At 68.9% G+C, this 12,524-nt stretch carries 9 protein-coding genes and 2 pseudogenes; 7 read left to right on the top strand and 4 right to left on the bottom strand.

All coding sequences use genetic code 11. The annotated features are described in order from the left end of the window. Positions 1–552: a hypothetical protein gene (locus O3597_RS26440; RefSeq protein ID WP_164449643.1), complete on the bottom strand. Its 552-nt coding sequence runs from the start codon at positions 550–552 to the stop codon at positions 1–3. 81 nt (positions 553–633) lie between these two features. Continuing rightward, on the bottom strand, positions 634–1,344 hold the full coding sequence (locus O3597_RS26435; RefSeq protein ID WP_164449644.1) for an alpha/beta hydrolase: 711 nt from the start codon (positions 1,342–1,344) through the stop codon (positions 634–636). Between the two features lie 210 nt (positions 1,345–1,554). Here O3597_RS26435 and O3597_RS26430 point away from each other — a divergent pair, with 210 nt between their 5' ends. From O3597_RS26430 to O3597_RS26405, 6 genes are all read left to right on the top strand, one after another. Beyond that, positions 1,555–2,118 (top strand): TetR/AcrR family transcriptional regulator, encoded by a 564-nt coding sequence (locus O3597_RS26430; protein WP_164449645.1) that lies wholly within the window; start codon positions 1,555–1,557, stop codon positions 2,116–2,118. An 86-nt stretch (positions 2,119–2,204) separates the two neighbouring features. Further along, on the top strand, positions 2,205–3,239 hold the full coding sequence (locus tag O3597_RS26425) for an NAD-dependent epimerase/dehydratase family protein (RefSeq protein WP_281602731.1): 1,035 nt from the start codon (positions 2,205–2,207) through the stop codon (positions 3,237–3,239). A gap of 26 nt (positions 3,240–3,265) precedes the next feature. Beyond that, on the top strand, positions 3,266–3,811 hold the full coding sequence (locus O3597_RS26420; RefSeq protein ID WP_281602730.1) for a peroxiredoxin-like family protein: 546 nt from the start codon (positions 3,266–3,268) through the stop codon (positions 3,809–3,811). A gap of 648 nt (positions 3,812–4,459) precedes the next feature. Continuing rightward, positions 4,460–6,835 carry a non-reducing end alpha-L-arabinofuranosidase family hydrolase gene (locus O3597_RS26415; protein WP_281604643.1) on the top strand — a complete coding sequence of 792 codons (2,376 nt, stop codon included), beginning with the start codon at positions 4,460–4,462 and terminating at the stop codon, positions 6,833–6,835. Positions 6,836–6,934: 99 nt separating this feature from the next. Then, positions 6,935–8,353, top strand: coding sequence for a ricin-type beta-trefoil lectin domain protein (locus tag O3597_RS26410; protein WP_281602729.1), 1,419 nt, complete (start codon positions 6,935–6,937; stop codon positions 8,351–8,353). A gap of 494 nt (positions 8,354–8,847) precedes the next feature. Next, positions 8,848–9,879 carry a trypsin-like peptidase domain-containing protein gene (locus O3597_RS26405; RefSeq protein ID WP_281602728.1) on the top strand — a complete coding sequence of 344 codons (1,032 nt, stop codon included), beginning with the start codon at positions 8,848–8,850 and terminating at the stop codon, positions 9,877–9,879. Positions 9,880–9,966: 87 nt separating this feature from the next. Here O3597_RS26405 and O3597_RS28620 read toward each other — a convergent pair. Both O3597_RS28620 and O3597_RS26400 read right to left on the bottom strand, forming a co-directional pair. Beyond that, a pseudogene (locus O3597_RS28620) lies at positions 9,967–11,118 on the bottom strand (MAB_1171c family putative transporter); the annotation flags it as partial. A 13-nt stretch (positions 11,119–11,131) separates the two neighbouring features. Next, positions 11,132–11,650 (bottom strand): hypothetical protein, encoded by a 519-nt coding sequence (locus O3597_RS26400; RefSeq protein WP_164449650.1) that lies wholly within the window; start codon positions 11,648–11,650, stop codon positions 11,132–11,134. A 218-nt stretch (positions 11,651–11,868) separates the two neighbouring features. On the opposite strand from O3597_RS26400, the pseudogene O3597_RS26395 reads away from it, so the two are divergent. Next, a pseudogene (locus O3597_RS26395) lies at positions 11,869–12,493 on the top strand (phosphoesterase PA-phosphatase). Positions 12,494–12,524: the final 31 nt, after the last annotated feature.

Here is a 12,524-nt window from a genome sequence, read left to right as displayed (position 1 = left end):
TCAGCGGCGGCCGAGCGCCGACTCCAGGCGCTGGATGAGTGTCTTGCGGCCCTTGCCTGCGCGTTCCTCCCGCAGCGCCGCCCGGAGCTGGCCGGTGTCGAGGTCACGGACGTGACGGGCCGCTTCGGCTACCGGCAGATCGGTGAGCGACCCGGACGAAACAGCGTTTCGACGTGCGCGTTTGGCCGGACCGGTGTTGGCGACGTACTGCTTCCCGGACTTCGATGCCTTCCGCTTCTTGGCGTCGGTCGCCTGCCGCTGTTCGGCGGAGAGTTGCTTCCACGCCTGATCGGGCAGGTAACGATCGGTTTCGCCGTCGTGTCGCGCCCGGGTGCCGCCCTGCCTGGTCCGCCACTTCTGGTCGCCCCACTGCTGCAAGGACTTCTGCCGCTCGTCCTTCGGGCCCTGATAGCCGCCACCGCGTTTCTGGTACTCCTTGGTGAGCAGCTGCGACTTGCGCGCCGACCACTGTCCCGGACGGCCACCCCGGTCGGACGCCTTGATCTCTTCCTTGAGCTGTTCGCGCAGCTCAGGCTTCGTGTACCGCGCCATAGGCACTGGGTACCCACGGCTGCGCCCGGTACGCACCGGCACCGGGATCGCCGGCACCGGTCAGCCGGCCGCCACTGCGGCTCACGACCCGCGGACCGCCTCGATTATCGTCTCGGCGATCTCGCTCGGCTGGGCCACGGCCATCGCGTGCGAGCCGCCGACGATCTCCCGCTGGCCACGTGGTTCGGCCCGCTCGGCCATGAACCGGTGCGCGGCGACCGGGATGTTCCGGTCCGCGTCCCCGAAGATGAACCAGCTGGGCAGCGATCGCCAGGCGGGGGCTCCGGAGAGACCGTCGCCCAGGGCTCGTTCGGTGATCGGCCGCTGGGTCCGGGCCATGAGCGCGGCAAGGTCGGACGGCACGTCGGCGGCGAACTGCGCGTGGTAGGCGTCCTGGCCGATCGCCACCTCGTTACCGCCGGTGGACAGCGGATACTGCACCAGCGTGTCGGCGAGCGTGCTGCCGGGGAACTTTCCGGACAGTGACAGCGCCGATTCACCGGTTTCCGGGGCGAGAGCGTTGACGTACACGAGCGCCCGCACCGACGGATCGCCGGCCGCAGCCTGCGTGATGACCATTCCCCCGTACGAGTGACCGGCGAGGACGACCGGACCGCCGATCCCGCGTATCACGTCTCGTAGGTACGCCGCGTCACCCGCGAGGTCCCGCAACGGGTTGGCGGCGGCCACCACGTCGTACGCGGGGGCCAGCCGTTCGATCACACCGTTCCAGCTCGCCGACTCGGCGAACGCACCGTGCACGAGAACGATGGTGGGCTGCGTATCGGGCATGACGCTGCGCTCCCTCACTGCGTGCAGTTGTCACCGCCGGCCTCGGCGGTGCGCCTGAATACCCGCCAGGCAAAGGTGAAACCGGCGGGCAGCCCATGGCCGCCATCCGGCGGGCACCGTGATCACGCCAACCTGACGCGACGGATGACTTGCTTGACCACGGTTGCCTCCAGTCAGTAAGTTAGCTAACTAACTGAGTACCGAGGGGGCATGTTGAACCGTCATCCCGACAAACGCAGCCGACTGGTCGACGCCGCCGTTCGGCTGGTGCATGAGCAGGGATTCGCCCGTACCACGCTCGCGGACATCGCCGGCGCGGCCGGGGTGCCGCTGGGCAACGTCTACTACTACTTCAAGACCAAGGAGGCCATCGGCGAAGCGCTCGTCGCTCACCACGCCGGGCATTACGCCACCCTCCGTGGACAGTGGAATCAGAGCGGCGACGCCCGTTCGCGACTGGCGGCGTTCGTGCAGATGACGGCTGACAACCGCGCGGTGCTGGCCCGCAGCGGGTGCCCGGTCGGCACCCTGTGTGCCGAGCTGCACAAGGCCGGCGGTCCACTGGCCGAGCAGACAGGCGCCATCTTCACCGAGTTGCTCGGCTGGCTGGAGGAGCAGTTCCGCGCGCTCGGACGCGACACCGACGCCGCCGACCTGGCCCTGCACCTGCTGTCCGCACTCCAGGGCGTGTCGCTGATCGCTCACAGCCTCGACGACCCCGAGTACGTCGACCGGGAGACCGCCCGGCTTACCGGCTGGATCCAAACCCTGTAGTCCCGCCAGCAACAGCAAGGAGTAACCGTGATCGTCCTACTGCCCGCTCCGTCCTCTGCCGCCGGTACCCCGACCGAGGCGACGGCATGAGCCGACAATCGCGCACCACGCGAGTTCTGGTCACCGGTGCCACCGGATTCCTCGGCCGCAACGTCCTCGCCGCGCTGGCCGCCCGGCAAGACGTCACCCCCATCGCCGCCTGCCGCACGCCCGACCGACTTCCGTCAGCCTTCGCCGGCGAAACCCGGGTCGGCGACCTGCGCGACCCCGAGTACCGCAGGACCGTCGTCGATGCCGTGGACGTCGTCTGCCACGCCGGCACCTGGGGTGCCTTCTGGGGCCACGCCGAACTGGAGCGCCGTCAGTTCTTCGAGCCCAATCGGGACCTCATCGACCAGGCGATCGACCGGGGTGTCCGCCGCTTCGTCCAGACCAGCACCATCGCGATCGCCGCGCGCCCCGCCGGCGGCGGCCCGATAGACGACTTCGCCCCGACCCGCCGCACCGGCTTCTGGCCCCACCTCGACCGGCTCATCGACATCGACGACCACATGCGCCGTCGCAGCGATCGCGGCACCCAGATGGTCACCATGCGCCTCGGGCACTTCGTCGGTGCCGGCAACGCCCTCGGGATGGTGCCGGCACTCGTACCTCGGCTACGCACCCGCCTCGTGCCCTGGCTGGCCAGCGGACGCGCTCGACTCGCACTCGTAGGCGGTCGCGACCTGGGTGAGGCGTTCGCGCTGGCCGCGACCGCCGAGCGGCTCGACGACTACGAGTCGTTCAACATCTGCGGCCCGACCTCGCCCTCCGCACGCGAAGTCATCGAGTTCATCGCCGACGAGACCGGCTCCCCGCGGCCCTGGTTCAGCGTCCCGTACAGCGCCGGCTACGCCTTCGCCTGGCTGATGGAGAAGTTGCACCCTGTCCTGCCCGGTGCCGAACCCTTCCTGACCCGCTCTCTGGTGCACGTCTCCGAAGACTGGGACTGCCCCTCCGACCACGCCGCCCGCACCCTCGGCTACACCCCGCGCGAGGACTGGCGGGACGCCGTCCGCGCATCTCTCACCGAAGCCGGGGCCGCCGGCTACCCCTGGCCCCGCCTAGCCCAACCCGCGTAAGCGACGAAGGAGACGACACCGTCGTCATGGCAAAACTCCACAACGGACAGGTCCTCGCCCGATTCGATCTCACCACCATAACCGGGCAACCGGTCCAGATTCCCGATCCGGACCGCCTGGTTCACCTGCAGTTCCGCCGCTTCGCCGGCTGCCCCATCTGCAACCTGCACCTGCGTTCCATCACCCGACGGCATGACGAGATCGTCGCCGCAGGCGTCCGCGAGGTCGCCGTCTTCCACTCCACCGCCGCCGCCATGCAGCCGTACCAGGGCGACCTACCGTTCGCCACCATCGCCGATCCGGACCGTCGCCTCTACGTCCGCTTCGGCGTCGACGCCTCTCCCTGGGCCGTGCTGCACCCACGGACCTGGATCGCAGCCCTGCGCGGGGTAGCCGCCGGTAATGCCGCACCCCCGGCGCAAGGGGAAAGTGCCCTCGGCCTGCCCGCCGACTTCCTCATCGGCACCGACGGCCGCGTCCTCGCCCACAAGTACGGCCGTCATGCCGATGATCAATGGAGCGTCGACGAGCTTCTCCACCTCGCCCTCCGCCGGTCGCACCGGACGTCATAGCACCCGACCGAAAGCCACCTGAGCCAGCGGCGGTGCGGTCAGCCCATTCGAGCGTCAGGGCTGACGGCACCGCCGCCTTCGTTCCGTCACCTCGTCGCCAGCAAGCTGGGCCTGAACCGCACCAACATGGGCAGCGACGGGCGTACCCGGAGCTCCCACACCGAGCATCGGCCGAAAAACTATCGGTCACCGCCCGAAACTACCGGTTGAAAACCATGGATTTATCTGCCAGCCTGAGAGCCATCGATCGATGTGATCGTTAACATCACTTCCAGTCGCTGGAGGCGCCGCACCCGAGCACCAAGCACCCCACCACCATCCCAGGTCACCACCTCCACCACCACCTCACGCCGCAACCAACTCCCGGCGGGCGACCTGGCCACTCATCGCAACCCTTCACCTGCTGGTCAGTGGCCGGAGCCGACTCCCGACCGGGGGTGCGCCAGATGCGAGTCCGCACCGACCGGCGGCTCGACATCGTGGGACTCCGCCGATCCCGAGCGGAATCGTCCACCGAACAGCGACCGCGTTTGTCCTACCCCATCATGGAGGATCAGCATGATCTCCCGGACCCGTCCCTCCGGGCGTCGACTTCGAACGCTCTCTGCATCCGGAAGTGCCGCGATAGTTGCGGCCCTCGTCGTGTCGTTGCTGCCCAGTCTCGCCCACGCCGCCGAAACCACCCTGGCTGCGGCTGCCGGCCAGTCCGGCCGGTACTTCGGCGCCGCGGTGGCGGCGAACAAGCTCAACGACGGCGCGTACACGACGATCTTGAACCGCGAGTTCAACAGCGTCACGCCCGAGAACGAAATGAAGATCGACGCGACCGAGCCGCAGCAGAACAACTTCACGTTCGGCAACGCGGACCGGATCGTCAACCACGCTCTGTCCCGGGGCTGGAAGGTCCGGGGTCACACCCTGGCCTGGCACTCGCAGCAGCCCGAGTGGATGCGGAACATGTCGGGCACCGCGTTGCGCAACGCGATGCTCAACCACGTCACCCGGGTCGCGACCTACTACCGCGGGAAGATCGACTCGTGGGACGTGGTGAACGAGGCGTTCGAGGACGGCAACAGCGGCGCGCGGCGGGACTCGAACCTGCAGCGCACCGGCAACGACTGGATCGAGGCGGCGTTCCGGGCCGCCCGGGCCGCCGACCCGGGCGCCAAGCTCTGCTACAACGACTACAACACCGACAACTGGACCTGGGCCAAGACCCAGGCCGTCTACCGGATGGTGCAGGACTTCAAGCAGCGTGGCGTGCCGATCGACTGCGTCGGGTTCCAGTCGCACTTCAACGCCCAGTCGGCGTACAACAGCAACTACCGCACCACGCTGTCCAGCTTCGCCGCCCTCGGGGTGGACGTGCAGATCACCGAGCTGGACATCGAAGGCTCCGGCACCCAGCAGGCGGACACGTACCGTCGGGTGGTCCAGGACTGCCTCGCGGTCCCGCGGTGCAACGGCATCACCGTGTGGGGCATCCGGGACAGCGACTCGTGGCGCTCGTACGGCACGCCGCTGCTGTTCGACAACAACGGCAACAAGAAGCAGGCGTACACGGCCACCCTGGACGCGCTGAACAGCGCCGGCCCCGGCCCGACTCCCACGCCCACCACGCCGGGCCCCACCCCCACCACGCCGGGGCCCACCCCCACCACACCGCCGCCCTCCGGCTCCGCCAACGAGATCGTCGGCAGCCAGTCGGGCCGCTGCATCGACGTACCCAACGCCTCTCGTGACAACGGCACCCGGGTGCAGCTCTACGACTGCAACAAGCAGACCAACCAGTCCTGGACCTACACCTCTGACAAGCAGCTCCGTGTCTACGACAACATGTGTCTCGACGCCGCAGGCTCCGGAAACGGCGCCGCGATCCAGATCTACAGCTGCCACAGCGGAACCAACCAGCAGTGGAACGTCAACTCCAACGGCACCATCAGCGGCGTCCAGTCCGGGCGGTGCCTGGACGTCTGGAGCACCAGCAACGGAGCGCAGGTCCAGCTCTACGACTGCCACGGGCAGCCCAACCAGCAGTTCCGCCTCGTCTCGCTCGGCGGTCCCACGACCCCGCCGACCACCACGCCGCCGACCACCACCCCGCCGCCGACCGGTACCTGCAACCTGCCGTCGTCGTACCGGTGGTCGTCGACCGGCGCCCTGGCGCAGCCGCGGTCGGGTTGGGTGTCGTTGAAGGACTTCACCCACGCGCCGTACAACGGTCAGCACCTGGTGTACGGCACCACGCACGACACGGGCACCACCTGGGGGTCGATGAACTTCGGCCTGTTCTCGAACTGGAACCAGATGGGTTCGGCCAGCCAGAACCAGATGCCCTTCGCCGCGGTCGCTCCCTCACTGTTCTACTTCGCGCCGCGTAACGTCTGGGTCCTGGCGTACCAGTGGGGTGGGCCGGCCTTCTCCTACCGCACCTCGACCGACCCGACGAACGTGAACAGTTGGTCGGCGCACCAGACGTTGTTCACCGGGTCGATCTCGAACTCCAGCACCGGTCCGATCGACCAGGCGTTGATCGGTGACGACCAGAACATGTACCTGTTCTTCGCCGGTGACAACGGCCGGATCTACCGGGCCAGCATGCCGATCGGGAACTTCCCCGGCAGCTTCGGCTCCAACTACACCACGATCATGACCGACACCACGAACAACCTGTTCGAAGGTGTCCAGGTGTACAAGCTCCAGGGTCAGCAGCGGTACCTGATGATCGTCGAGGCGATCGGTTCGCAGGGCCGCTACTTCCGCTCGTTCACCGCGACGAGTCTGGGCGGTAGCTGGACCCCGCAGGCCACCAGCGAGAGCAACCCGTTCGCCGGCAAGGCCAACAGCGGCGCCACCTGGACCAACGACATCAGCCACGGTGAGCTGATCCGGACCAACGCCGACCAGACCATGACCATCGACCCCTGCAACCTGCAACTGCTCTACCAGGGCCGTTCACCCAACTCCGGCGGCGACTACGGCCTGCTGCCGTACCGCCCGGGAGTACTGACCCTGCAGCGCTGACGGCGGCAGCTCCGGCTCGGGCACAGCCGGAACGGGCGGGCTCGGCGCAATCCGGGCCCGCCCATCCCTCACACACCCCACCACCAGGAGGTATCGACAGTGCGAGGACACGCACACCACCCCCCGCTCGCGGGACGAGATCATGCCGGCCGAGTGTCCCCCGGCATTCGGCGTCGGCTGCTCAAGCTCGCCACGGCGGGGCTCGCAGCCGCCGTCGGGATGTTCACCGTGACGGTGGCGACCGGGTCCGCATCGGCCGCCGACAACCCGTACCAGCGGGGCCCGGACCCCACCCGGGCCAGCGTCGCGGCCGTCAACGGCCCGTTCGCCAACACGTCGGTAAGCGTCCCGACCGGGTACGGCTTCAACGGCGGCAGGATCTACTACCCGACCGACACCAGCCAGGGCACCTTCGGTGCCATCGCGATCTCGCCTGGTTACACGGCGTTGTTCTCCGCCGAGCTGGCCTGGATGGGTCCGTGGCTGGCATCGCACGGCTTCGTCGTGATCGGTATCGAGACGAACAGCCGTAACGACTTCGACACCGCCCGAGGCACCCAGTTGCTCGCCGCGCTCGACTACCTGACGCAGCAGAGCCCGGTACGCGACCGGGTCGACCCGAACCGGTTGGCCGTCTCCGGTCACTCGATGGGCGGCGGTGGAGCGCTCAGCGCAGCCATCCGGCGCTCGTCGTTGAAGGCGGCCGTCGGTATCACGCCGTACTCGCCGTCGCAGAACCTGGCCAACGACCGGGTACCCACGATGGTCATCTCCGGGCAGGCGGACACGGTGGTCACCCCGTCCTACGCCCTCAACCTGTACAACAGCCTTCCGGCCTCGACGGAGAGCGTCTACCTGGAGGTCGCCGGCGGGGACCACGGGTTCATGGTCGGACGGTCCAACCCGGTGTTGATCCGGACCATGCTGCCGTTCCTGAAGATGTTCGTCGACAACGACTCTCGGTACAGCCAGTTCCTCTGCCCGCTGCTGGACAGCAGCGGCGTGGTCACCTACCGCAGCACCTGCCCGTTGCTACCGACGGATCCGACCACGCCGCCGACCGGCACCCCAACGCCGACGCCGACCACGCCGCCGACCCCCACGCCGACGCCGACCACCCCACCGCCGTCCGGCTCGGCCAACGAAATCATCGGCACCCAGTCCGGCCGCTGCGTCGACGTACCCAACGCCTCCCGCAACAACGGCACCCGCGTCCAGCTCTACGACTGCAACAAGCAGACCAACCAGTCCTGGACCTACACCACCAACAAACAACTACGCGTCTACGACAACATGTGCCTCGACGCCGCAGGCTCCGGAAACGGCACCGCCGTCCAGATCTACACCTGCCACAGCGGCACCAACCAACAATGGAACGTCAACTCCAACGGCACCATCACCGGCGTCCAGTCCGGACGCTGCCTCGACGTCTGGAGCAGCAACAACGGAGCCCAGATCCAGCTCTACGACTGCCACGGACAACCCAACCAACAATTCCGCCTCGCAGCCCTCGCATAACCACCACAACCGAGCCGAGGGCGGGTCAGGTCTACCGACCCGTGCGGCGGCATCCGAAGACCCTGAGGGTCATGATCGAGACGGGCGGGCCCGGCAACACGCCGGGCCCGCCCGCACCATCTCGACACGGAGCGGGACCGCTCGGTCCGGTCGCTCCGCCACGCTCGCCGGGGTGGACCGCCGGGTCGGGTGACTCTGGCGTCGTCGTTGGCGCCACCGGCCGACGGCCGCACCGACCAGCAGCGCGGCCAGGATCACCGTGAGAGTTCCGGCGCCGTCATCGCACCGGTGGCGGCCATGGCCCGGGCCGTGCCGTCATCGGCAGGCTCATGTCCCGCCGCCGGGGGAAATGTGCGACGAACGGATGACGGTTGCTGCCCAGCACCGTGACGTTCCGACGTCGCGCGCAGCCGCGGGGTTTGCCGTCGGGAGGTTCGGGTAGCGGGCCAGCCAGGGCACCCGACCGCTGTACTACCACCGGGGAGGACTACACCGTGACGGTCCGATCGCGCTGGGTGGCTCTGCTGGGTGGCGGAGCGATGCTGATCGCCACCGCCGGCTGCACGGCCGCCGACGACGGAGGAGCGACTGCGGCACCGACCGCCGCGTCGTCGGCCGCGCCCGCACCGGCCGCAGCCGACCTGCCACAGATCGTCGCCCGACTACAACCCTCGGTCGTCACCGTTCGGGTCGGGCAGGGTCTCGGCTCCGGGGTCGTGTTCCGGGAGGGTGGACTGATCCTCACCAACGAGCACGTCGTGGGTGACCAGGAGAACGTGGAGGTCGCTCTCGCCGACGGCACCCGCGTACCGGCCCGGGTGGTCGCCGCCGACGCCGTCACCGATCTCGCCGTGCTCCGCGCCGAGCGCGCCGACCTGCCGCCCGCGCCGTTCCACACCGAGCTTCCGCCACCGGGTGAGCCGGTCCTCGCGCTCGGCAGCCCGCTGGGCTTCCTCAACAGCGTCACCGCCGGCATCGTATCCGGTGTCGGTCGGGAGATCCCCGGTTCGGCGGGTCAGGGCAACGCCCTGGTCGACCTGATCCAGACCGACGCGGCGATCTCGCCCGGCAACTCGGGCGGCGCGCTCGCCGACTACTCGGGCCGAGTCATCGGCATCAACGACGCCTACCTGCCGCCGCAGACCGGCGCGGTGTCAATCGGCTTCGCGATCCCCGCCGCCACCGCCCTGGACATCGCCGACGACCTCCTCGACGACGGCCGGGTCACCCAGCCGTACCTCGGGGTCGCGGTGGCGCGCCTGACCCCGCAGATCGCCCGGTCGCTGAATGCCGGCACCGACCGGGGTGTCCTGGTCCGCGACGTCGACGAAGACGGTCCGTCGGCCGCCGCCGGTCTGCGGCCCGGGGACATCGTCACGCAGGTGACCGGTGAGCGTATCGACACGCTTGAGGCGTTCATCGGTGCCTTGCGGTCGGTCGAGCCCGGCCAGCCCGTCTCGATGACCTACCTGCGCGGCGGCGACACCCGGCAGACCAGGGTCACGCCGACCGCCGCCACCCGCTGAGGTCGGCCGGCTCTGGTGTACCTCGGTGCCGGAGTCGACGGCTTCGGCTGCGGCGGCTCGTACGAAGGGTTCCTGCAACGCGGCGGAGATCATGCCCAGCCGTCGCGCCTCCGCGTCCACGTCCATCCGCTCGATCAACGGCGGACGCTGCTCCAGGCCGGCACCAGTCTCCGGGCGAACGAGTGGTTCCTGCCGCTGGCGGTGCACCGCGGACAGGATGGCCGCCGCTTCGCCGGCCGCGACCGCCCGGTCCTGGTCCCAGCCCGCCTCGATGGCGCGTCGCCGGGCCGCCGCCTTTCGGCGCGGGTCCAGTTGGCCTGTGGCCTGCAGTCCATCACCGATTTCCACGCATCGCCGGTACAGCCGCTGGCCGGCGCCCCATGCGACGCCCCGGGCGCGTTCAGGTCGACGCGGCGGCTGTAACGCGATCGTCGGGACCGCCTGATACAGCAGGTACCAAAGCGCGTGCAGCTGCCGGTACGCCTCGCTCCTGCGCGGCCAGACACGCAGGTCGTCGACGAACTTCCAGATCGTCGACAGCACGAAGCTCGAACAGGTGAACGACACCGACAGGGTGACGAGGGTTTGTGAGACGACAGGTTCCGACCATGGCGCGCTGCCATCGGCCAGCTTCAGAGCGATGAAGAATGCCTTGTGGCCGACGTAGGCGCCGCCGAACGCGGCTCCCGCGCTGAGCAGGCGCATGACGACTTTCAGTCGGGTGCCGGCGTATCTGGCGTAGCCGAGGGACATGCGCAGGATGTCGGCCACGGAGACGGCAAGGTACAGCAGGAACGCCAGCATGTAGACGCCGACTTCGGGAAGGTCCCCGTACCGGTCGGCGAAGTGCAGGGGCTCGGAGGTCGGGAAGTCCGCCGCCCAGAACATCGTCGCCATCACCGTGAACACCACGGCCAGCAGCACCAACCGCCGACGTATCTGCCGCCGTGCTCGCTGCGGGTCACCGAGGTGCAGGAAGAGAAACTGGATGGCGGTCGCCGTCAGCAGCGCCGAGCCGTGCTCGGCGAGTTTGGCCAGATTCGGTACGCGGGTGAACTGGTCGACGGCGCTGTGGACGGGTGCCCAGCCGACTGTGACGGCGAGACCACAGCCCAGACAGATCGCCACGCTCGCCCAGATCTTCTGATCCTTCGGGTCCCGCAGCAGGGCACCCAGCTTGACGACGAGCGCCGCCACGGCCACGAGCGCGGCGCCCACATGACCGACAGCGACCAGCATCTGCCGCTCCCGTCTAGTGGGTCAACGCCGCTGCGATGCGGTACATCACCGCGGCGGTGTCCTCGTGCAGGTCTTCGAAGGCGCCTACCTCCTCGACCCTGTCCAACCGAGCTCCCAGGTAGGTAGCCAGCAGTTCGGCGTCCATCTCCTGCTGCTGGTCGAAGGACGCCGACGATCTGGCCAGTACCGTCTCGACCGGGTCGGCATCACCACGCTCGATCGGCTGTGCGGCACCGTCGACAACCGTCGTGCCGATGTGCTTCAAAGCGATGTGCATCAGCTCGTGCAACGTCGTCTGGACCTGCAACACGGGCGGCGAGTCGCGGTCGAAGAGGACATAGTCGGCCTCGGCCGTCGCGACCCAGAGTCCGCACGGTCCGGTCGGCTCGTCGACGGTCATCGCGACGAGGTGGATCGGGCGACCGCGTTTCTCCTCGAGCGCCGACACCAACGCCGAAACGGTCAACGGCACCGGGAGGGCGACATCGAGCCGACGTAGCAGCCGGTGCGCCCGGTGCTTCTGGTGCCACATCGTCTGTCCTGACCCTCCTGCGGACGGTGCCCGAAACGCCCTTCGCCCCTGCATCCCTCCGGCCGCCGATGTCAGCGTCCAGCGCTCGCCTGAGCCACGATGGTGGCGGTCGCAGACAGGCAGCATAGCCAAGCCGGCCGACTCTCAGGGGCCCCGAGCACGTCGGTGGCAGCGGTCCCCCGGGTAGCACGTCCCGGACGGTCGCCGCAAGCGGCAGAATGCGTCAGGTGCTCGATGCCCGCGACTCCCCCAGCCGGAGCCTCTCCACCCGATTCGCTCGGGTGGTGACCGAGGTGTTCGCGCCAGCGCTCCTGGCCGCGGTCATGCCGGTCGTCGTCGCCCTGCAGACCAGCGCGCCGGCCGTCGGGCCGGGCCTCGGCTGGGCGCTGGTGGGCGCGCTGTTCTGCTCGGTCATCCCCAACAGCCTCATCTGGTGGGGAGTCCGCCGAGGGCGCCTCAGTGACCATCACATCCGGGTACGCGAGCAGCGGCGCACGCCGCTGGCGTACGGGCTCCTCTCGGTGCTGGTCGGCTTGACCCTCCTGGTCGGCTTCCGGGCACCCCGGCCGGTGATCGCCATGGTCGTCGTGATGTTCGCCCTGGGCCTGGCCGTGACCCTGGTGAACCTGGTGTGGAAGTTGAGCATCCACGCGGCGGTCGCCGCCGGCTCGGCCGCTGTCCTGGTCATCGTCTTCGGACCGGATCTGCTTCTCGCCGCTGCCGGGGTCGTCCTCGTGGGTTGGTCGACGAGTGGAGCTTCGCGAGCACACCGTCGGTCAGGTGGTCGCCGGAACCACGGTGGGACTCGTCGTGGCGCTGCCGACGTTTCTGCTGCTCGGCTAGGCCCTGAGTCGACAGGGCTGGGGAACGTCCT

Origin of the sequence: Verrucosispora sp. WMMA2044 (assembly GCF_027497155.1) — a bacterium.
Classification (GTDB): Bacteria; Actinomycetota; Actinomycetes; order Mycobacteriales; family Micromonosporaceae; genus Micromonospora; species Micromonospora palythoicola.
This window is presented reverse-complemented; position numbering and strand designations above follow the sequence as displayed.